Source organism: Nocardia macrotermitis (assembly GCF_009604405.1).
GTDB lineage: Bacteria > Actinomycetota > Actinomycetes > Mycobacteriales > Mycobacteriaceae > Nocardia > Nocardia macrotermitis.
Map to the genome: position 1 here is coordinate 105302 of NZ_WEGK01000017.1, position 21819 is coordinate 127120.

The following is a 21819-nucleotide window of genomic DNA, read 5'->3' on the forward strand; positions in this document are numbered from 1 at the left end:
CCGATCGAACATGTCGACCCTGTCGTGGTCACATTGACGGATCAACTATGGCATCGGACCAGCGCAAATCCAGTGGTGAGCATTTGACTGCGCATGTAGAGAGAACTAAACTGCACACTATGACCGCTGTCGAGGAAACCAACACCCTGCCCCCCTTCCATCTCGCGATCCCGGTCGTGGACATCGAGGCCGCCCGCGAGTTCTACGGCAACGTCCTGGGCTTCCCGCGCGGCCGCTCCGACGAGAAGTGGACCGACTGGAACGTGCGCGGCCACCAGGTCGTCACCCACGAGGTCGGCGGCGATCCCGATGCGGCCGTGCGCGGCACCAATCCCGTTGACGGACATCAGGTTCCGGTGCCGCACTTCGGTCTCGTGCTCTCGGTGGAGGAATTCGGGGAGCTCGCCGATCGGCTACGCGCGGTCGACACGAAGTTCGTCATCGAGCCCTATGTGCGGTTCAAGGGTGAGCCGGGGGAGCAGTGGACCATGTTCTTCCTGGATCCGTCCGGAAACGCGTTGGAGTTCAAGGCGTTCCGCAATATCGACCAGCTGTTCGCCGTCTGAGTCCGATGGCCGACATCGACGAGGTCGCGGGCGGGGACGACACCACCGGCGACGGTGTGCTCGCCCGCGACTTCCTGCTCCGGGTCGGTGAGCGCATCCGCGGCACTCGGATCGAGCGCGGTCTGACCGTGCAGCACCTGGCCGATCTGTCCGGCGTCAGCCGCCGCCTGCTCACCCAGATCGAACACGGCCAGGCGAACCCCAGCCTGGTGGCCGTGACCCGCATCGCCCGCAGCCTCGGCACCGAATTCACCGAACTGATCGGCGACGCCGGTCCCGCCGAGAGTGCTGTGGAACGCGTTCCGCCGGAAAGGTATTCGCTGGTCTGGACCTCCCCCGCGGGTAGCTCGGCCCACCTGCTGGTCTCCACTACCGGCGTCCGCACGGCCGACCTCTGGTCCTGGATCCTGGCCCCCGGCGACACCTACCGCGGCCTGCCCGACCCGCCCGGCTCCTTCGAACTCTTCCACATCACCCAGGGCCACCTCACCGTCCGCGCCGACGGCGCCGAAGTGACCATGGCCGCAGGCGAATCCGCCCGCCTCCGCAGCGACCGCCCCTACAGCTACCACAACCCCGCCCCCACCCCTGTAACCTTCCTGCGCACCGTAGCCCTCGCGGGCAACCCCCGAACCCCACGCCCCAAACCCGGCGACTGAAACCCCTTCTCTCCGCACAGAACAGCGAACCAACCCTGATCGCGTGCCGGATAGCAATTCTGCTCGGCTTGCTCCGCGACCAGCTGAGGTGCCGACGGCCGCCTCCGGACGCGATCCAGGGGGTACCGAACCTATGCGTCCGCGGCCGGTTGTCGGTGGGTGTGAGTACTGTCGATCGGGCGGGGACGAGACTACGGAGGTATGGGCGGTGGGCGAGCGCGGTGGTGGGTGGTTCCGGGGGATCGGTGATCGGGTGCGGCGGATCATCGAGCGGCCCGGTAGTGCGGATCTGCTGCGGTATCGGCCGGTGGTCGATGCGGCGGGGGAGTTCGAGGACGAGTTCCGGGAATTGTCGCCGGAGGGCTTGATCGAGGCGGCCGAGCAGGTGCGGGCAGAGCCGGATCGGCCGTTCGAGGCCGATGAGCTCGCGCGGATCTGTGCGCTCGGGCGCGAGGCCGCGCGCCGGGCGCTGGACGAGCGCCCGTTCGACACCCAGTTGCTCGGTGTGGTCGGGCTGCTGCGCGGTTATGTCGTGGAAATGGCCACCGGCGAGGGCAAGACACTGGTCGGCGCGCTGGCCGCGGCCGGATTCGCGCTGCGCGGCCGCCGGGTGCACGTGGTCTCGGTGAACGACTATCTGGCCCGCCGCGACGCGGAATGGATGGGTGAGCTGTACGAGCTGCTGGGCGTGCGCGTCGGTTTCGTGGATCAGCACACCGAGCCGGAACAGCGCCGCGAGGCATACGCCTGCGATGTCACCTACGTACCGGTCAGCGAGGTCGGCTTCGACGTCCTGCGCGACCGGATGCGCACCGACCCCGACGAGATCCTGCTGCCCGAGCCGGACGTGGTCATCGTCGACGAGGCCGATTCGGTGATGATCGACGAGGCCACCGTGCCGCTGGTGCTCGCGGGCGCGATCGACCACGGCCACGACGACGTCGACGTCGCACATCTGGTGCGCGACCTGGCCGAATCGGTGCACTACGAGGTCGACGGCGATCGCCGCAACGTCTTCCTCACCGACACCGGTATCGACCACGTCCAGGAGTTGCTCGGCGGCGTCGACCTCTACACCGTCGAACAGGCCGATCAACTGACCCGCATCCAACTCGCCCTGCACGCGCACGCGCTGCTGCACCGCGATGTGGACTACCTCGTCCGCGACGGCCGGGTCGAGTTGATCAACGCCGCCCGCGGCCGCGTCGCGCGCCTGCAACGCTGGCCCGACGGACTGCACGCCGCGGTCGAGGCCAAGGAGGGCCTGGACACCACGCCGACCGGCACGATCCTGGATTCGATTCTGGTGCAGGCGTTGATCGGTCGTTACCGCACCGTCTGCGGGATGAGCGGTACGGCCGTCGCGGTGGCCGATCAGCTCGCGGAGTTCTATCGGCTGGAAACCGGCGCGATCCCCACCAATGTGCCCTGCGTGCGCACCGACGAACCCGATCGCCTCTACCTCACCGAGGACGCCAAATTCGACGCCATCGTCGAATACGTGCGCACGGTGCACGAGGAGGGTCGCCCGGTGCTGTTGGGCACCGCGAGCGTGGCCGAATCCGAGCGGATCGCGCGCACCCTGGTCGAGGCCGAGATCGGCGGGGTCGTGCTCAATGCCAAGAACGATGCCGAGGAGGCCGGAATCATCGCGCGCGCGGGCGAATTCGGCCGCGTGACGATCTCGACCCAGATGGCCGGTCGCGGCACCGACATCCGGCTGGGCTCGACCGACGGCGAGGACGACGGCCGCGTCACCGAACTCGGTGGCCTGTGCGTGGTCGGCGCGGGCCGCTACCACACCGGGCGGCTGGACGATCAGCTGCGCGGCCGGGCCGGTCGGCAGGGCGATCCGGGCAGTTCGGTGTTCTTCACCAGCCTCGAGGATCAGGTGCTGGTAGATCGGGTCCGCCCGGTGCAGGCCCGCAAGGTCGACGAGGACGGCCGCGTGCACGACACCGAGGCGCAGCGGTCCATGGATCACGCCCAGCGGGTCGCGGAGGGCGAACATCTGGCGATGCACCGCAACACCTGGCGCTACCACCAGTTGATCACCATCCAGCGCGACAATGTGCTCCAGCATCGCGACGACGTGTTGCGAAACGATCTGGCCGCCAAGCGAATGCGGTACATGTGCGCCGAGCACTACGAGAGTTGCGAGGCCGAGGCGGGCGAGGCCGTCACGGCCGAGGCCGCCCGGCTGATCGTGCTGCATCAGCTCGATCGGCGCTGGAGTGAGCACATGTCCTATCTGGCCGACGTGCGCGAGGGCATCCACCTGCGCGCTCTGGGCCGAGAAACGCCGATCGACGAATTCCACCGCATCGCCGTCGAGGAGTTCGGCACCTTCCTGACCACGGTGTACGACCGGGCCGCGGACACCTTCGAGCGCGCCGAGATCACCGCCGACGGGGTGGATCTCGAGGCGATCGGCGCCCAGGGGCCGTCGTCCACCTGGACGTATCTGATCAACGACAACCCGTTCGGCACCCACGGCGAGCGCCTCGCGGAGTACGTGGGCGGCAAGGTGCGCCAGGGCGCGGTGAAACTGGGGCTGCGGGACTGACTACTTCCAGTACGCGCGCCCGGCGACATTCTCCTTGGGCAGACGGGATTTCAACGCCTTGAGGATCGCCCGCGTCGTCGCCGCATCGCAGGCCGCCCAGCCGAACGCGTCGGGTGCGCAGGTCAGCGATTCGGCGACCTGACGCAGCGCCTGCCCGTCGCCCGCCCGCTCGACCCAGCTCACCTCGGTCTTCGGTCCGGTGCGCACGGGCAGCTCGCGATCGGATTCGTGCTGCCATTCGAGCCAGACCCGGGCGGGTGTCTCGCCGATGGCCTCGAGCAGCGAGTTGATCGCGGGCAGCGAGGCGGTATCGCCGAAGATCACGAATTCCGGCGGAACAGGCTGGGGGACAGCGAATTTCGAGCCCATCACGGTCGCGTCGACGACATCCCCCACCGCGGCGTCGCGCGCCCACTGCGAGGCCGGGCCCGCGTGCAACGCGAATTCGATATCGAACGCGTCGCCCGCGGGATCCGGATCGACCAGCGTGTATCCGCGCTGCACCAGATTCTCGCCGCCGTCGGGGAACCAGATGCGGATCCACTGGGTCGGATGCACCGGATGCGCGGCCAGCAGGCCGCCCCCGGTGAAGCTCAGCCGCAGATAGTGGTCACTGATCTGCCGCGTGCCGGTGACGGTGAGCCGGTAGTCGTCGGCCCGCAGTGCCTTGAGGACGAATCCGTTGAACCCTTTTCCCATGGCATTAGGTTAGCCAAACCATATCTCGGAGTCACGCCCTTGATTTGCCGGTCCACCGCCCACGCGCGAGCCGGGCGCAGGTGTCGAGGATCGACGTATCCGCGCCGCCGCGAACCGCTACGCTTGATCACCTGAGCCGGTCCGGCCGCAGCGCGACCACCTGGTCCGATATGGCCCGCCGGAGCTGATTGTCCGAAGCACGATGCCCAGCTGTTCCCGGTGCAATGGGAGGAACCGTTCGGAATGGTGACGATCGAGGCAATGGGGTACGAGCCGGTGACGAGATCACCGCGCATGGCGACGGGTCCGCGCGGATGACCCCGCTCAACGCCGGAGAACCGGCCACGCTCGGTGGGGCGGGGGGTGCGATAACGCTGGTGGAGGGCAGCACATTCTGTCTGTCCGACCGCGTCGGCGATGTCGAACTCGGTACCTCGCACGGGCTGTTCTATCGCGACGCGCGGGTGGTGTCGCGCTGGGAGCTGCGGGTGGACGGGCATCGGCCCGAACCGCTGTCGGTGCTCAGCCCGGAGGCGTTCACCGCGCGATTCGTGCTGCGCCGCCCGCCGCGCCCCGGTGCGGCCGACAGCACCCTGCTCGTGGTGCGTGATCGCCTGGTCGCCGACGGCCTGCGCGAGACGGTCACCTTGGAGAATCTCGGCCGCGAACCCACCGCCGTGGTCCTCGAGCTGCACGCCGAGGGCGATTTCGTGGATCTGTTCGCGGTCAAGGAGGGGCGCGGGGGTCACGGTCGCGCGGAGGTCCTGGTCACCGACAACGAACTGCTGTTCACCGACCGCTCCGATCGGGCCCGGGGCCTGGCGGTCACCTCCTCGGAACTGCCGCAGGTGCTGCCCGGTTCGCTGTCCTGGCGGGTGGTGGTGCCGCCCGGCGGGCGCTGGCGGACCGAGATCCTGGCCCAGCCGACCATGGCCAATCAGCGGGCCCGGGTGCCGGTGCGTCCGGGCGAGCACTACGGGGCCAGCGAACCCGGCCGCAAGATCGAGGCGTGGCGCGATACCGCGACCAAACTCACCTCGGGCGATCCGCTGCTCACCGCGGTACTGCAACGCACCGAGAGCGATCTTGGCGCGCTGCGCATCCACGACGACACCCGCGAGGGCCGCACCTTCGTCGCCGCGGGCGCGCCCTGGTTCATGACGCTGTTCGGCCGGGACAGCCTGCTCACGGCGTGGATGGCGCTGCCGCTGGACGTCGGCCTGGCACTGGGCACCATGCAGCAGCTGGCCGAGATGCAGGGCCAGCGGGTGGATCCGCTGACCGAGGAGGAACCGGGCCGGATCATGCACGAGATCCGGCGCGGGCCCGCCAGCGGTCAGGTGCTCGGCGGTGAGGTGTATTACGGAACCGTCGATGCCACACCGCTTTTCGTGATGTTGCTGGCGCAGGTGCGGCGCTGGGGCGCGGATATCGAGGCGGTGCGGGCGCTGCTGCCCGCCGCCGATGCCGCGCTGGAGTGGATCGAGCGTTTCGGCGATCGCGACGGCGACGGCTTCGTCGAATATCAGCGCGCCACCGATCGCGGCCTGGCCAATCAGGGCTGGAAGGACAGTTTCGACGGGATCAACGACAGCACAGGGCATTTGGCGGAAGCGCCGATCGCGCTGTGTGAGGTGCAGGGGTACGTCTACGCCGCGTTGACCGCGCGGGCGGAGCTGGCCGAGGAATTCGGTGAGTCCGCGCTCGCGATCCGGTTGCGCGATCGGGCCGCGGAACTGCGCAGCAAATTCGCCGAGGCGTTCTGGATACCCGAAAAGGGTTGGTACGCAATAGCTCTGGACCGAAGAAAACAGCGCGTCGATGCGCTCACCAGCAATATCGGGCACTGCCTGTGGTCCGGCATCGTATCCGACGAACATGCCGCGCGGATCGTGGAGAACCTGTCCACGCCGCAGATGGACAGCGGATTCGGTTTGCGCACACTGGCTTCGGATATGGGCGCGTTCAATCCGATGAGTTACCACAATGGTTCGGTCTGGCCGCACGACACCGCGGTCGCCGTCGCCGGGCTGCTGCGCTACCGGCACATTCCCGGCGCGATCGAGCTGGCCACCCGACTGTCGGACGGATTGCTGGACGCGGCAGCGGCTTTCGGGGGTCGGCTGCCCGAATTGTTCTGTGGTTTCCCGAGATCCAGATTCCCGGCCCCGGTCCCGTACCCGACCTCCTGCTCGCCGCAGGCATGGGCCAGCGCGGCCCCGCTGCTGCTGGTGCGCTCGTTCCTCGGTCTGGAACCCGATGTGCCGCACCGCACTTTGACGGTGCTGCCGCATCTGCCCGAACGCTGGGGGCGGGTCGAACTCACCGATCTGCGCCTGGGCGGCACGGTGCTGGACTTGGTGGTCGACGGCGTGCAGGTGGGTTCGTCGAATCTGCCGGACGACTGGAAACTCATCACCCACTGAGCGGGCGACGGGGTCACCACCCGGTTTCGGTGACCCCGCGGCCCTGCTCGTGCACGATCTCCTCCTGCTCGACGAAACCCGACGACGATGTCCCGCCCGTGGGTCCCGGTGCCGGGGGAGTCGATGTGGGCTCGGGCGCAACGCTTTTCGCCGGGGACCAGCCGGTCTCGGTGACGCCGCCGCCGCGCTGCGGGGGCAACTGCTCCGCATGTTCGAAGGGGGCGGCGGCGGTCTCGGTGTTCCGGCGCTCCGGCGAATTCGGCGGCGCGAGCGACACTTCGGGCACCACCGGACGCTGCGAGGTCAGATCGGGCATCCCCTCGACGATCTCGTGCACCTTCGGGAAACGGCCGCGCATTTCCTGCAGCGGCGCCATGAGTTCGCGACTCTTGCGGGCCAATTCCGCCGCGGCCTCCTGTGCCGCCGTGGTCACCGCGCGGGCGAGTTCGGCATTGGTGAGATCGGAGATGCTGCCGTTGAATTTGGTTTCGATCACGGTGCCGTCGGCATTCACCGTGACGGTCACCCGCTTACCGCGCGAGGTGCCCGTCGCGGTGAGTTGGGTGCGGCGCAACTGCAAATCGGCGATCAACGCCATCTGATCCTGGAAAGCCGCCCTGACATCCGCCAGTTGCGCCATTGCGAATTCGTTCGCCATTGTCTAACCGCTGCGGGCTATTTGAAGCCGTCGGAGTTGCCGTCATCGGTATCGGTGAGGTATTTCGACGAAGTCTGCTGACCGTCGGCGTGGCTGCTGGAATGGCCCGCCAGCCCGTCGGTGATGGTGTGCAACTGCGTCTGCGCATCCAGATACCCGTTCTCCACGGCGAATTTGTATCCGTACACGTCCTCGCCCCAGGGCGAGCCCAGGCCGTCGGCCTGGGACTGCAACGTGGTGAGCGCGTTGGAGATTCGATCGCTGACGTGCCGTGTCTTCTCCGCGGCCTGACGGAGCAGTTCCGGATCCACCTGAACTTTACCCATGGCTGGCCCCTCCGACCGGTGTACTCGAACGTCGTTCGCACATGGCGTCTTCCGATCAAAGATAGCGGTATCACCGAACCGGTGGCAACCGGATTCGAAAGGCCGTATAGTCCAAGGGTTTTGGGGGCTTGCGATCGCGCCCGCGGTATGTCACGGTGACGAAAGCAGTGCGGTAGAGTTTTTCGCACCGGGAAGTCCGGACCGTCGGATGGGGTGGGTGGTCGCCATAGCTGGTGGTGGGATGGACAAGCCGTCCGGCCTGGAGTACCTGCTCAACTGGCTGGGGCTGGATTGGCCCGAGGGCGACGAGTTCAAGATGTGGGACCTCGCCGACGATTGGCACAACGCGGCGAAATCGCTCTCGGATATCGATGGCGATATCGACGCGGCCATCGCGGCGGTGCGCGCCGCCTATCCGGACGGTTCCGGTGGCGAGGCGATGATCCAGCAGTTGCAGCAGATGCGCTCGGGTCCGCAGGCCATCGATCAGCTGGTCGCCTGGTTCAACCACGTCGGAGACAGTGCCGAGGCGTCCGGCGACTCCATTCAGGGCGGGAAGATCCAGTTCGAAACGTTGCTGCTGACAACGGCAGCCGCGCTACTGGCCGAGGAGGCATTTCCGCCGACCGCGCCCGCGGAGCAGGCGGCCACCATCGCCATTTCCAGGGTCGGCGCGCGAATGGCGATGCGGCAATTGCTCAAGCAGATCGCCGAGAACGGGCTCAAGGACGTTCTGCTGACCACCCTGAAAAATCAGTGGAAGCGACTGCTGCTGCATCTGGTCCTGGACGCCACCATTCCCGCCGGGGTGAATCTGGCCAATCAGGAGGCGAAGGTACTCAGCGGCCATCAGGACGGCATCAACTGGGGTGAGGTCGGACAGACCGCCGTCGTGGGCCTGGCGGGCGGCCTCACCGGTGGTTTCGCCGGTGGGCTCATGCAGGGGTGGATGCGGAACCTGAGCAGCGGGATGTTCCGGGGTCTGGTGTCCGGAATCACCGGCGGCGTGACCGGGACGCTGGCCAGCGGACTGGCCGACATGGCGTACACAGGCGAATGGTCGATGGATCCGAGCGCGCTGGTGGCAGGGGCATTCTGGGGAGCGCACGGATCGCTGGGCGGGCATCACGGTCCGGTCGAGGACGGTACCGCGCCGCATACGCGGGTGACTGTTTCGGACGAGGGTGCCGTGCCCACCGAGCGGGTTTCGATTCCGGGGGAGGACGGCTCGACGCACGTCGAACCGGCCGGTTATTCGCCCGGCGATCATGCCTCGGTGTCGGATTCGGGTCCCGGCCAGCACGTCACCGAGCACTCCGAGACGACGCATTCGAGTCAGACGAGCCACAGCTCGGAAGTGACTCGGACGCAGGATAATTCGATGATCACCCGGGAACGTCCGGTGGATTCGCAGTCCGGGACCGGGATACCCACCGAGACGCATTCGACCACGTCGCATACTGTCGAATTGCATTCCGAGACAACGAATTCAACCTTAACCGACCATTCGGGAGCGCGGGCGGACGCCACGTCCCGGCCCGAATCGCCGGTCGCGGCGCGTTCGACGAGTTCGGCGGGCGAGGGTGTGCGGGCCTCGAGTACCCGTCCGGCCTCGACCGGGGACGGCTCGAGTTCCCATCGAACCGCCAAACCCGAAACCCTCACGCCGCGAGAGGAATCCAAGCCGCCGACCGAGCGTCCGATGGCGGGCGATGTGGAGTCGCCCGGCACGCGGGAGGGCTTGGAGTTGCCGACCTCGGATCCGGTGCACGCGGACAAGCCGTTCAGTGCCGCGTTCGATCATCCGGTTTCGGAGACTCCACACGTCGAGGATGTTCCGTTCTCGGGGTCGCGTTCCGGCGAAAACGCAGAAGTCGTTGTGCCTAACGATATTTCGACCATCCACGACACTCCTGCCCCGCCGGAACCCGCGACCCGGGCGGGTTTGGCCGAGGGGACCACGCATCCCGGTGGTCCGGAACGGCCCGGGGGTCGCGTGGGTGACCGGCCCGGGTCCTCCCCGATCCGGGCCCGCAGTACGGGCGAGGAACGCGTGCCGGGCGAATCTCATTCTCGCCCAGTCGAATCCGGTTCGGAGCGGCCTCGCGAACTCGCCGGCGCCCGCTCCCGCGGTGACGACGAAGTGCTCGGACCGAACGCGATACATTCGGAGGGGGACAAGGGAACTCAGTCGCCGGAGAATCCGGCCGATCACACGTCGCATGAGCAACACCACGCCGACCACGAGGACTACGCCTATACCGGCGGCGCGATTCGGCCGCGGGACGAGGGCATGGCGTTCGAATGGGCCGAGGACGCGTACGACGCGTTCCGCGGTAGTGATCGCGATGTCGATGACATCGCGGGCGTCCTCGCCGAGCATCCGCGCGAGGATGGGACGTACTTCTCCCGCGATGACATCGAGCAGATCAAGAACCATCTGTTCCGTGAGGAACATCCGATCCGCGACTACGACGGTGAGATCGTCCAGAGACGTTACGACGCCGACCCCGATATCGCGGAGGCATGGATCCGGATGCGGTCCGGTGAGCCGCGTCCCGCCGACCTCGTACTGCTCGAGCACGAGTTGGCAGAATCGAACTTCTACCGCGACAATCCTGGAGCGATCTACCAGGATGCGCACGCCCACGCCAACGAGAGTCACAATTGGGCGAAAGTCGCGGAGCCACGCACGGGCGAACGTTACGACACTCTTTGGGGACGAGACGATGGCGCTACTGATCTACTACAACCAGACCCGCAACGACCCGAACGAAGTGGAGTACCAGTTCGGGGAGACGAGGGAGAATCTCGATCGGGTGCTGACGATCGACAAGGCGAGCAACAGCGTCCGCACGGACCAACCGGAGGACGTGATCTTCCGGTCCGCAGCGGGTCGGATCAGGCTCCGGGCCAAGCGCGAGAAGGAGTGGCCTCAGAACGGGGTGATCGCCTCGTAGACGATCCGGACGGCACCTCGCGCGAGCCCCGCACCGGCGATCACGACGACCCCGCGTCTCGACCCGCTGATCGGAAACAGGAAGAGCCGCAACGTGATCCGGCGGAGAACGAACATCACGAAGACGGGCCGACCGACCCGCACGAGCCCGGGACCACCGAGCGTCCGAGCGTCGAGGAAGCGTTCCACGATCACGCCGAGACCACCGACGCCGGCGTCTCACTGCACGCCCAGGATCCGGAACTGAGCAGGCTCGCCGCCCGCGTCCCCGCCGACGACCGCTACTTCACCGTCGATGCTCACGTCACCGCCGACGGCCACGTCCGCATCGGCGAACACCGCTACACCCCCGAAGAATTCGGCGACATGCTGCGCGAACACGGCTGGGACGGCGAGAAACCCATCCGCATGATCGGCTGCGACGCCGCCGAGAACGGCTTCGCAGGCCGCCTGGCCAACCACCTCGACACCGACGTCCTGGCCCCCACCGCGAAAGCCTGGACCGACGAACACGGCCGCGTCTACAGCAGCACCTCCGAAAAGGACGCCAACGGCAACCCCCGCCCCCACATCCCGCCGGACGGCGAATGGCACACCACCCATCCGGACGGAACCGTCGTCATCGCGGGCGACGACGGCTTCGTCCCGGGGACACCCGCGGAAGCCAAACACGGGCTCGACCACGACCCGGGCGCCATGCGCGACGCGCCGGGGCAGAACCGCAGGACCATCGACCCGTCGGACGAGCGGCTACTCGAACCGCTCACGGAACAGACGATCGACGATCGGCCGGTCATCGTCGACGAGAACGGGGTGCCGCACAAGATCGATGGCGAGCCCGACAGCGCCGCGGTCGCCACCTCGCGGGACTTCCTCAACGACCAGTTGCGGCGCTCCGGTGAGCTGTACGACGAGAAGACCGGGAACGGCTCCCGGTTCTACGTGCAGGACGACTCGAATCCGGCTGTGCCCAAGGCGATCATCGATGGCACCGATTCCATCACCGGCACCACCGCCGACCTGGTCAAGGTCACCTGGCGCGACGGTCGGGTGGCCGGGGTCGAGACGTTCGACGCGACGACCTCGACGCGTGTGGTGGACGATCCGGCGTCGGCGCTGGGCACCCTGCGGAACAAATTGCCGGACGGCACCAAGTATCAGGCCGACAACAGCGTCTTCGTCGCGCCGACGGAGGCGTCGGCGCGGGCTGTCACCGAGGCGGTCGGCGGGGATTCCAGGATTCGGGTGATCCATCCGGAGTCCGGGTTCGATTCGGCGGCGAGTGCGGGTGAATCGGGTGCGCGTTCGCGGTCGGGTTCGGAGGACGAGGGTGCTGGTTCGGCGCACGAGGGGCATCCGACGCGCACCGGTGAGGATTCGACCGACGGGCGGCCGATGGCTCGTGGCGATGATGATCCCGGTGTGCCCGACGGGGAGAAAAAGACGCAGCAGGAGGCGATGCGGGAGCAGGTCGAGCGGGCGAACAAAGATCCAGAATATTTCAAGCGATATTATCAGGATCGCGGCAATTACACGGTCCGGCACAGTAAAGGGGTGGCGGACGAAACCGGATACGTGCCCCCGCACCTGGTCAAGGACCCGGCAACCAGTAAATGGATCGCCGAGAACGACGCGCCCGCTCCATTGCAGCCGGATTATGCGACGGTGCATGATCCGGTCGGACCCGAAGGGCTCGCCGAAGAAAAGCTCGAGACGCTCAATTCCAGCGCTGCCGAAAGACATGATGCGATTTCGGAGGACATTCAGGCGGAGCGTGATCTTAAGAGCGCTCGGGAGGCGCTGAAAAGCGAGGATACGCCCGAAAATCGTACGGCTGTTCAAAAGGCCGAAGAAGAGCATTCTCCGTTGCATCGGGAGATGTCGGAGAAGTCCGAGAAATTCGGTGAGACGGTAGCCGCCGAGCACGCCATTCCGGATCATTACGAGGGCGCGGTGCCGGAGCGGTTGGAGGGGCCGGCCAACGGTAACGACCAGTTCGATCAGGTCTACAAGCTGCCGGACGGCAAGTACGTGGTCGTTGAGTGCAAGAGTTCGGTGGACACCGATCTCGGCGCTCGGTGGACCCGTGACGGCCTGCGGGTCTCGCAGGGGCGTCGCGAATACTTCCTCGATATTCTCGAAGAAATGCGGGAGCGTGGTGAGGAGTATCCGCACGAACTCGAGTTGGCCGACGCGCTGGAAGATGCCTTGAACGACGGCGATGTCGACTATATCCTGGTGCAGGGTCAGAAGAACAACGGTGAGTATGCTGGGTATGTCATGAAAATATTCGATATCAGTGGTCGGAGGACTACGTGACACGTACTGTTGAAACGCATTGGACTGCTGGTCCGAACGCTGAGCAGTATGCTGTCTCGATGGGGGCGAGTGTTGCCAAGTCGATCAATAGACTGGAGACCTCGCCGGAAATGATCGATTCCGCGTTCTCCAAAACAATGCAGTACATGCAAGCGCAGTGCACTGTCGACCCGGCTGCGGTACTGGGTAAGACCTGGGAATCGGTGGTTACCGCCATGCAGGTCGGATCGGCGATGTTCGCCATCACCAGTCGCACCGAGGGCACCGTCGAATGCCGTATCGACCACGAGATTCGGCAGCTCCCAGCGATCGGACCGCGAACCTTCCCCAATGTCGGGCAGTGGCTCAACGCGTTCTGGTTGGCGATCGTCTGCCGCGATCAGGACCGGATGACCCAGCTCTGCAACTTTCCGGTGGAGCGGCTGCGCGAGGCCGAGGGTGAGACCGATGAGTTCGTCTATCTCTGGGCGGACACCCTGCAGACGTACTGGCTTCGTCGTCCCGGGGTGGTGGAGAAGCTGACCGCCACGATCAACGCGTCCTATCCCGATGTCGCGACGCTCATGCCGAAGGATCGCCTGGAGAAACTCGTCTATCAGCCGATCAATCTCTTCCACCGATTTCTCACCGAGGATCGCGCCGGTTTCGACGACGCCCTGGTGGAGGCGTTGGAGCTGCACAAGATGTACTGGACCGCCGACGAGGATCGGGCGAAGAAGACCGCCGGGCGTATTGCCTTGGGCCCGTTGGCGATCACCTGCTTCGCCTACGACGGAGAATTCCCGATCGACGTCGAATCCGGTTATATTCCGAAGGAGCTCGTACAGCGCGGCTGGCTCGGCGAATTCCCGGTGTGAGCATACGGTTTCCAGTGCAAGGGGCACTTTCATGTCGAACAAGGTGAGGCAACGGTGAGCAGGTTCGCGGAGGTGATCGTGCTGGCTCGGAATGCCGAGCAGGTGATGGCGCCGTTGACCCGGCCCGATCCGGCCCGCGAGTGGCAGCAGTGCTTCACTCCGGTCGATGATTCCGTGTTCTCGGGTTCCGGTACGGGAGCGGGCGAATGCTATACGTGGGTCGTGCAGTTCCACCGGCTGAACTGGGGCGGGCTGCTACCGCTTCTCGAGTCCCTGGCCTGGCCGAATCCCGAATCCGTCCAGGTGCTCGTGCGGGACGAGGAGGACGACTGCTTCGGCCTGTGGATGTTGTTCGACGGCAAGCTGGTCGAGGTTCAGCTGCCGCGAACCAGGCGTGATCCGCTGCCCGGCGACTCGGTGACCGGTGTCCTGACCAGAACCGATCGCGAATGACGCGGTAGCGACCGATTTCAAGAGCCGGTTATCACCGAGACCGCGCGATCCTTCGTGGTTTCGTCGACCGGACCGAGTTCGAAACCGCGCGCCTGGATATGCCGCACCAGCTTCGGTTCCGGGGCCAGCCCGTGTTTGCGGAGGTAGTGCGGGACCGAACCGGCCCAGATCCAGGTGCCATCGGTGCGGTAGTTCAGGGGGACGTCGCGGTCGGCGGGGGCGAATTCGTCGACGTCGAAACTGCGGGCGGCCAGCACGATGGGGGCGGACTCGAGGTAGGTCAGCAGGGCGTCGGTCAGTGTGGGATCGATGGGGTCGCGGTCGATGATGGGGCGACCGTCCAGGTCGCGGCCCTCGTAGACGCGGGCCAGGCGCGGCGGCGATGCGGGCGCGTCGTTGGTCGGCTCGCTCATCTGGATGCCATTCCTTCCGAAGGGTTTTCGAGTCTGCGGCCCGATCGTAACCGGGCGGGGCGGCGCGATCCGTCGATGGAGATCTGCCGCCCTGCCCAGGTGTGCGACCTCAGAGGCTGACGCGCTGGTCCTTGGCGAGGAAGAGTTTGTCGGTCTCCTTGATGCCGAAGGTCTGGTAGAACTCCGGCAGGTTGCGGACGACCTGGTTGCAGCGGAATTCGCTGGGGGAGTGGACGTCGTTGGCGAGGAGTTGTTCGGTGTACTGGGGGGTCTGTTTGGCGCGCCAGTTGCGGCCCCAGGACAGGAACATATCGGTGTAGTTGGGGGTGTCGGTCTTGAGATCGATGCGGAAGGCGGACAGCGAGATCATCAGGCCGCGCAGGTCGGCGAGGTTCTCCCCGACGGTGAGCGCGCCGTTGACGTGGTCGGTCGGTGGCAGGCCCTCGGGGACCAGTGCGTCGTACTGGGTGATGAGCTGCTTGGTCTTGGCTTCGAAGGCCGCGCGGTCCTGCGGGCTCCACCAGTCCTTGCGGTTGCCGTCGCCGTCGTATTTGGATCCCTGGTCGTCGAAGCCGTGGCCGATCTCGTGGCCGATGACCGCGCCGATCGCGCCGTAGTTCACCGCGGCCTCGGCATTCTTGTCGAAGAACGGGGCCTGCAGGATGGCGGCGGGGAAGTTGATCGAGTTGGAGGTCACGTCGTAGTAGGCATTGACGGTCTGCGGGGTCATACCCCATTCGGTCTTGTCGACCGGGGTGCCGAGCTTGTTCATCGCGCGATCGGACTCGAAAGCCGTGATGGCGAGCAGGGATTCGACGAGTTTGCCGCGGGTGACCTTCACCTTCGAGTAGTCGACCCACTTGTCGGGGTAGCCGATCTTGACGGTGATCTTGCCCAGTTTGGCGATGGCGGCATCGCGTGTGGGCGGTGACATCCAGCTCGAATTCTGGAAATTCTGCCGGTAGGCGGCGAGCAGATTGTCCACCAGTTGCTTCGCGCGGTCCTTGGCCTCGGCGGGGAAGTACTTGGCCACGTACAGCTTTCCGAGCATCTCGCCCAGGTTGGCGTCGACCACGCCGACCGCGGATTTCCACAGTTCGGGACGCTGCTGCACACCCGCGGTGACCTTCACGTACTCGAAATTGGCATCCGAGAGCGCCTTGGTCAGGTACTTGGCGTAGCTGCGCAGCAGGGCCAGCTTCAGATAGTCGCGCCAGATCGCGATATCGGTGGCCGCCCAGAGCTGCCCGGCCGCGGTGACATAGGACGGTTCGGCCACCACGATCTTCGCGAACAGCGTCTTCGGGCGGCTGGTGCTGCCGGAAAGCCAAGGCTCCCAATCGAATTCGGGAGCCAGCGCCTTGACCTCGTCCCAGGATTTCAGGTTGTAGGTGGCATCGCTGTCGCGGGTCTGCACGTTGTTCCAGAAGGCCGCGGCGATCTGCTTCTCCAGATCGACCACCCGCTGCGCCGCGCCGTTCGGATCGGCCAGACCGCCGCCGGTGGCCAGCTTCTGCATCAGCGTCGAATAGGCCGCGAGATACTGCGCGAACTGGGGCTTGCTGTAGTACTGCTCGCTCATGCCCAGGCCGGACTGGCCGATCGAGGGCAGGTAGGCGGTGGAATGCTTCTGATCGACCGAGATGCCGAGCCCGATCAGCCCGCCCAGCGGCAGCGCGCCCATCACCTTGGCCAGATCGGGTTTGGTCGCCGCGCCGTCGATCTTGGCGAACAAGCCGGCCAGCGGGGTCAGGCCCAGCTTGTCGAGGGTGGCCTCGTCCATCCGCGCGTCGTACAGATCGCGGATCTGCTGCTCGGGTGTGCCGTCCTTCGGATCCTTGATCCCGGCGATGACCTCTTTCAGCTGCCCCTCGACCCGGTCGGACACCTCGGTGAAGGTGCCGAACTCCGACTTGTCCGGCGGCAGCTGATAGGTGCGCAACCAGGTGCCGTTGACGTGCCGGAACAGATCGTCCTGCGGGCGCACGGCCTGATCCACGCCCGACAGATCCGGCCCGGCGGGCGGCTTCGAGACCGAATCGTCGGCATTGCACGAGGCCAGCGTCGCCGCGACCGGCACGGCTCCGAGCGCGACCAGGAACGAACGGCGATCCAGCTGAACTGGACGACGCGACGAACTCACAGGAAAATCCTTCCCCGACTGCTTGTGGTGTGGCGGACGTGGGTCGTAGCGCGACCGAGGCTACTGGAGCCTGCTGAGAACGGCTGAAGAACGACGACGCCCCTGATCAGTGGCCGCTTGACGGTTGCCCATCGAATCCCCCTTCGATCGTGATTACTGCCAGCGTACCCAGGGGTACCGACAAGTTCAGAGGTCGTATTTTCCAGCGGGCCCGGATTTGGGCTCTACCTGCGGCTTGGCTACACTGGTCCGGTTGCTTGCGGGACAGCTGTGCCCGCACTTCGGCCGCGAACCCACAGTGGTTGATCCTCGGATCCTCGATAACCGCTGGCAGGCGCTGCCCCGCGTAGCTTGCGGAGCGGGCCACAAGGCTCAGCTGAGGGGCAACTGACCATGCCCGTCGGGTCGGCAATCCGGCGTGCATTTCGTCCAGGTCTAGGAGGAGCTGAAGTGATTCAGCAGGAGTCGCGACTGCGCGTCGCCGACAACACGGGTGCCAAGGAGATCTTGTGCATCCGCGTGCTCGGCGGTTCGTCGCGTCGCTATGCCGGTATCGGCGACGTGATCGTCGCCACCGTGAAGGACGCCATCCCCGGCGGCAACGTCAAGAAGGGTGAGGTCGTCAAGGCCGTCATCGTGCGCACCGTCAAGGAGCGTCGTCGTCCGGATGGCTCGTACATCCGTTTCGACGAGAACGCCGCGGTGCTGATCAAGGCGGACAACGATCCGCGCGGCACCCGCATCTTCGGCCCCGTCGGCCGCGAGCTGCGTGAGAAGAAGTTCATGAAGATCGTCTCGTTGGCCCCGGAGGTGCTCTGACATGAAGGTGCACAAGGGCGACACCGTGATCGTCGTCTCGGGTAAGGACAAGGGCGCCAAGGGCAAGGTCATCCAGGCCTTCCCGGCGACCGAGAAGGTCCTGGTCGAGGGCGTGAACCGGATCAAGAAGCACGTCGCGAACTCCGCGAACCAGCGTGGCGCCAGCTCCGGCGGCATCGTTACCCAGGAAGCGCCCATCCACGTCTCGAACGTGATGGTCGTCGACTCCGACGGCAAGCCGACCCGCGTGGGCTACCGCACCGACGAGAACGGCAAGCGGGTGCGCATCTCCCGTCGCAACGGGAAGGACATCTGAAAATGACGACCACCACCGACACAGCATCTTCGGGGGGCTCCGCAAGCTCCGCCCCCAAGATTCAGCCCCGCCTCAAGGTCAGGTACCGCGAGGAGATCCGGGACGAGCTGAACAAGGAATTCGGCTACGCCAACGTCATGCAGATCCCCGGCGTGGTCAAGGTCGTGGTGAACATGGGTGTCGGTGACGCCGCCCGTGACGCGAAGCTGATCAACGGCGCGGTCGCCGACTTGACTCTGATCACCGGTCAGAAGCCCGAGATCCGCAAGGCCACCAAGTCGATCGCGCAGTTCAAGCTGCGTGAGGGCATGCCGATCGGCGCGAAGGTCACCCTGCGCGGCGACCGGATGTGGGAGTTCCTGGACCGGCTGGTCTCGATCGCGCTGCCCCGTATCCGGGACTTCCGCGGTCTGTCGCCGAAGCAGTTCGACGGCCACGGCAACTACACCTTCGGCCTCAGCGAGCAGTCGATGTTCCACGAGATCGACGTGGACAGCATCGATCGGCCCCGTGGTATGGACATCACCGTGGTGACCACCGCGACCAACAACGACGAGGGTCGCGCGCTGCTCAAGCACCTCGGCTTCCCGTTCAAGGAGAACTGAGCACATGGCTAAGAAAGCTCTGAAGATCAAGGCGGCCGCGAAGCCGAAGTTCGCCGTGCGTGCCTACACCCGCTGCCAGCGTTGCGGTCGTCCGCACGCGGTCTACCGCAAGTTCGGCCTGTGCCGCGTGTGCCTGCGCGAGATGGCGCACCGGGGTGAGCTGCCGGGCGTGCACAAGTCCAGCTGGTAAGTAGCTGCACCGCGAGAAGCCCGCGGGCGTCCTGAAAGATGGACTGCCCGCGGGCTTTTCGTGTCTGCGGTCGGATGGATCGGTGCGGGTCACACCGGGAAGCTCACTCCGGTCAGTTCCTCGGAGACGGTCCACAGGCGCTGCTGGGTTTCGAGGTCGTGGGATTGGGGGCTGGAGGCGACGAGGCGGGGGTGGCCCTGGTTTTGGAAGAGGCCCTCGGGGCCGTAGTACTGGCCGCCGAGTACTCCGGGGTCGGTGGCGGCGCGGAGGGTGGGGAGGGCGCCCATCGCGGCGCTCTGGGTGATCAGGGGGACCACGATGGGCGTGAGGAAGCGCAGGGGTGCGGGGAGGTTGCGCATGAGGTCGGTGTTGGCGCCGCCGGGATGTGCTGCGGCAGCGATGGTTTCGCCGTTTCGGGCGAGGCGGCGCTGGAGTTCGTAGGTGAACATCAGGTTGGCGAGTTTGGCCTGGCCGTACGCCTCGATGCGGCTGTAGGAACGCTCCCACTGCAGATCGTCGAAGTGGATCGCGGCACGGATGCGGTGGCCGTTGCTGCTGACCGTCACGACGCGCGAGCCGGGTGTCGGCAGCATCATGTCCAGGAGTCGGCCGGTCAGGGCGAAATGGCCGAGGTGGTTGGTGCCGAATTGCAGCTCGAATCCGTCCTTCGTGGTCTGGTGCGGTGTGTGCATGACGCCGGCGTTGTTGATCAGCAGATCGATCTTCGGATGCGTGGCGTGCAGTTCCTTCGCCGCGGTGCTGATGGATTCCAGCGATGTCAGGTCCAGTTGCTGCACGCTCACCCGCGCGCCGGGCGCGACGTCGGCGATGCGGGCGGCGGCCTGCTTGCCCTTCTCCACATCTCGCACGGCCAGCACCACGGACGCGCCGTGGGCGGCCAAGGCGCGCGCGGTCTCGAAACCCAGGCCGGTATTCGCGCCGGTGACGACCGCGATCCGGTCGTTCTGCGCGGGAATGTCGCTCTCGGACCACTTGTTCATGGGATCTCCATTCGTGATTCGTCCGGCATTACAGACCGCCGGTCTCTTGTTGTCTCGACCGTAAGAGACCGATGGTCTGTTGTCAATAGACCGTCGGTCTGTAATATGACGACGTGGTATTCCAGAGGGCACGCAGCGCCGAGCAGCGAGAGGTGCGCCGTCGCGCGATCCTGGACGGTGCCGCCGAGATGCTCGACCAGATGCCCGTCGCCGATCTGAGCCTGAACGAACTCAGTCGCCGTGTCTGTCTCGCGAAGTCGAATGTGTTGCGCTACTTCGAATCTCGTGAGGAGATCCTGCTGGAGCTGCTGGATCGCGGATTCCGCGAATGCGCGGACGAGATATCGGACCGGGTATCCGCGATTGATCCGCACCTGCCCGTCACCGAGCGGGGCGACCGGTTGGCCGCCGCCTTCGCGCACGCCTTACGGGACCGCCCGATCCTGTGCGACCTGATCGCGGCCCAACCGGGAGTGCTCGAACGCAACGTATCTCCCGAGGTCGTCCTGCACTACAAGCGCTCCGCTCACGCCATCCTCGGCCCCCTGGTCGCCACCGTCCGCACCGTGGTCCCCGAGCTCGGCGAAAACGCCTGGTCCGTATGCATGATGTCGGCCCTCATGGCCGCCGCCTTGAGTGTGCACTCCCGCCCTTCCCCCGTAGTCCTCGCCGCCCTCCAAGCCGACCCCGCCCTCGCCCCCCTGTTCCCCGACCCCGCCACCTACCTCGAAACAACCCTCGCCACCCTGGTCGCGGGCACCCTCGTCCGATCAGGCGCCCAGCTCTGATCCCTGACCTGAGTTGCCGGTGTCGCCATTACGGCCAATTCCGGAAGGTGAGTGTGGTGCGCCCGATTTCGAGCATGCGCGGCTGGAAATCCGGCGACTTTTCGGATATCGACCCGACCGTGTGAGCTGCCCGTACTCGGATCGAGATCAACGTCAGAAGGTTTTCGGTCCCTTCGAAGTCGTCCGGGTTGCGGGTGTGGAGCGGTAGATCGTTGACCGATGCTGCGATCATCAGATCGGCCTTGCCACGCTATGTGGATGAGAGATGCTGCCCAGCAATGGATTTCGGAGTCAGGGGCGTAGGCCGATCAGGTCTGCCATGGTTTCGATGGAGTAGTCGAAGAATGCTTCCGTGGGGTCCACGCTGCCGACGTATTGGCCGGTCAGTTCGAAGCTGAGGACGCCGAACAGTTGGGTCCAGGCGATGACCGCTCGCGCCAGGATCGGTGCGGGCACGCCGGGGGCGAGTTGTTCGGCGATCGCGGCGAGTTGTGTGCTCAGTTGCGGGGCGAGTTCGTCTCGGGGGGCTGCGAGAGTGTCGCTTTCCCAGGCTCTTTCGACGATGCCGAGTACTGCGACGGGAATTCGTGAACCGGGGGCGATGGTGGTCTGCGGGGCCTTGTAGCCGGGGACCGGTGAGCCGTAGAGCAGTGCGTACTCGTGTGGGTGTGCGATGGCCCAGTGCCGTATCGCCGTGGCCGCGGCGCGCCATTGCGCACGCGGGGTCGCGGCCGCCTCGACGGCCTGGTCGACTTTGTCGCCCAGTGCGGTGTATGCCTCGATGATCAGCGTGGTGAGCAGGTCGTCGCGGCTCGGGAAGTAGCGGTAGAGCGCCGAGGAGACCATGCCGAGTTCCCGGGCGATGGCGCGCAGGGACAAGGCCGCGGCGCCGGACTCGGCGAGTTGGCGGCGCGCGGCATCGGTGATCTCGCGGGTGATCTCGGCTCGGGCTCGCGCTCGGGCGGTTCTGGGCACACTCATTCGGACAGTGTGCCACGTTTCGGAGCGCTGGAATATTTCGAGAGCACTGCTCTTGACTCGTTGCGGTGAGGCGCG

The 21819-nt window shown here is 66.0% G+C and carries 19 protein-coding genes; 12 read left to right on the forward strand and 7 right to left on the reverse strand.

Annotated elements, in window-relative coordinates; translation table 11 throughout:
* The first annotated feature begins 119 nt into the window (after window positions 1-119).
* From NRB20_RS30790 to secA2, 3 genes are all read left to right on the forward strand, one after another.
* Complete coding sequence (locus NRB20_RS30790; protein WP_153414918.1) at window positions 120-566, forward strand: VOC family protein; 447 nt, start codon at window positions 120-122, stop codon at window positions 564-566.
* Between the two features lie 5 nt (window positions 567-571).
* Window positions 572-1225, forward strand: a complete 654-nt coding sequence (locus NRB20_RS30795; protein ID WP_153414919.1) for a helix-turn-helix domain-containing protein — start codon at window positions 572-574, stop codon at window positions 1223-1225.
* A 208-nt stretch (window positions 1226-1433) separates the two neighbouring features.
* Complete coding sequence (gene secA2, locus NRB20_RS30800; protein ID WP_319945609.1) at window positions 1434-3791, forward strand: accessory Sec system translocase SecA2; 2358 nt, start codon at window positions 1434-1436, stop codon at window positions 3789-3791.
* Here the strand turns inward: secA2 and NRB20_RS30805 are convergent, their stop codons facing one another.
* Entirely contained in the window at window positions 3792-4490 is a 699-nt protein-coding gene (locus NRB20_RS30805; protein WP_153414921.1) for a siderophore-interacting protein, read from the reverse strand.
* Between the two features lie 314 nt (window positions 4491-4804).
* Here NRB20_RS30805 and NRB20_RS30810 point away from each other — a divergent pair, with 314 nt between their 5' ends.
* Window positions 4805-6916 carry an amylo-alpha-1,6-glucosidase gene (locus tag NRB20_RS30810; protein ID WP_153414922.1) on the forward strand — a complete coding sequence of 704 codons (2112 nt, stop codon included), beginning with the start codon at window positions 4805-4807 and terminating at the stop codon, window positions 6914-6916.
* Window positions 6917-6929: 13 nt separating this feature from the next.
* On the opposite strand, the gene NRB20_RS30815 is transcribed toward NRB20_RS30810, so the two are convergent.
* A complete protein-coding gene (locus tag NRB20_RS30815; RefSeq protein ID WP_227834033.1) occupies window positions 6930-7574 on the reverse strand; it encodes a YbaB/EbfC family nucleoid-associated protein in 645 nt (214 codons plus the stop codon).
* Window positions 7575-7591: 17 nt separating this feature from the next.
* Window positions 7592-7900, reverse strand: a complete 309-nt coding sequence (locus NRB20_RS30820; RefSeq protein ID WP_153414923.1) for a WXG100 family type VII secretion target — start codon at window positions 7898-7900, stop codon at window positions 7592-7594.
* Window positions 7901-8141: 241 nt separating this feature from the next.
* On the opposite strand from NRB20_RS30820, the gene NRB20_RS30825 reads away from it, so the two are divergent.
* The 3 genes from NRB20_RS30825 to NRB20_RS30835 are packed head-to-tail and all read left to right on the forward strand — an operon-like array spanning window position 8142 to window position 14488.
* Window positions 8142-13178 carry a WXG100-like domain-containing protein gene (locus tag NRB20_RS30825; RefSeq protein ID WP_153414924.1) on the forward strand — a complete coding sequence of 1679 codons (5037 nt, stop codon included), beginning with the start codon at window positions 8142-8144 and terminating at the stop codon, window positions 13176-13178.
* A 59-nt stretch (window positions 13179-13237) separates the two neighbouring features.
* Entirely contained in the window at window positions 13238-14035 is a 798-nt protein-coding gene (locus NRB20_RS30830) for an immunity 49 family protein (RefSeq protein WP_153414925.1), read from the forward strand.
* A gap of 54 nt (window positions 14036-14089) precedes the next feature.
* On the forward strand, window positions 14090-14488 hold the full coding sequence (locus tag NRB20_RS30835) for a hypothetical protein (protein ID WP_227834034.1): 399 nt from the start codon (window positions 14090-14092) through the stop codon (window positions 14486-14488).
* Window positions 14489-14505: 17 nt separating this feature from the next.
* On the opposite strand, the gene NRB20_RS30840 is transcribed toward NRB20_RS30835, so the two are convergent.
* A complete protein-coding gene (locus tag NRB20_RS30840) occupies window positions 14506-14901 on the reverse strand; it encodes a hypothetical protein (protein ID WP_194290068.1) in 396 nt (131 codons plus the stop codon).
* A 109-nt stretch (window positions 14902-15010) separates the two neighbouring features.
* Window positions 15011-17044, reverse strand: coding sequence for a M13 family metallopeptidase (locus NRB20_RS30845; protein ID WP_319945610.1), 2034 nt, complete (start codon window positions 17042-17044; stop codon window positions 15011-15013).
* A gap of 450 nt (window positions 17045-17494) precedes the next feature.
* Here NRB20_RS30845 and rplN point away from each other — a divergent pair, with 450 nt between their 5' ends.
* Genes rplN through NRB20_RS30865 form a run of 4 tightly spaced genes read left to right on the forward strand, consistent with a single transcriptional unit; the run spans window position 17495 to window position 18974 of the window.
* Window positions 17495-17863 (forward strand): 50S ribosomal protein L14, encoded by a 369-nt coding sequence (gene rplN / locus NRB20_RS30850; protein ID WP_067895247.1) that lies wholly within the window; start codon window positions 17495-17497, stop codon window positions 17861-17863.
* A 1-nt stretch (window position 17864) separates the two neighbouring features.
* Window positions 17865-18179: a 50S ribosomal protein L24 gene (gene rplX, locus NRB20_RS30855; protein ID WP_153414927.1), complete on the forward strand. Its 315-nt coding sequence runs from the start codon at window positions 17865-17867 to the stop codon at window positions 18177-18179.
* 2 nt (window positions 18180-18181) lie between these two features.
* Window positions 18182-18784, forward strand: coding sequence for a 50S ribosomal protein L5 (gene rplE / locus NRB20_RS30860; protein WP_153414928.1), 603 nt, complete (start codon window positions 18182-18184; stop codon window positions 18782-18784).
* Window positions 18785-18788: 4 nt separating this feature from the next.
* On the forward strand, window positions 18789-18974 hold the full coding sequence (locus NRB20_RS30865; RefSeq protein ID WP_153414929.1) for a type Z 30S ribosomal protein S14: 186 nt from the start codon (window positions 18789-18791) through the stop codon (window positions 18972-18974).
* Window positions 18975-19063: 89 nt separating this feature from the next.
* Here NRB20_RS30865 and NRB20_RS30870 read toward each other — a convergent pair whose 3' ends face one another.
* Window positions 19064-19975 carry an SDR family NAD(P)-dependent oxidoreductase gene (locus NRB20_RS30870; protein WP_153414930.1) on the reverse strand — a complete coding sequence of 304 codons (912 nt, stop codon included), beginning with the start codon at window positions 19973-19975 and terminating at the stop codon, window positions 19064-19066.
* Between the two features lie 113 nt (window positions 19976-20088).
* Here NRB20_RS30870 and NRB20_RS30875 point away from each other — a divergent pair, with 113 nt between their 5' ends.
* Complete coding sequence (locus NRB20_RS30875) at window positions 20089-20763, forward strand: TetR/AcrR family transcriptional regulator (RefSeq protein WP_319945611.1); 675 nt, start codon at window positions 20089-20091, stop codon at window positions 20761-20763.
* A gap of 291 nt (window positions 20764-21054) precedes the next feature.
* On the opposite strand, the gene NRB20_RS30880 is transcribed toward NRB20_RS30875, so the two are convergent.
* Window positions 21055-21744 carry a TetR/AcrR family transcriptional regulator gene (locus NRB20_RS30880; RefSeq protein WP_153414931.1) on the reverse strand — a complete coding sequence of 230 codons (690 nt, stop codon included), beginning with the start codon at window positions 21742-21744 and terminating at the stop codon, window positions 21055-21057.
* Window positions 21745-21819 lie beyond the last annotated feature (75 nt).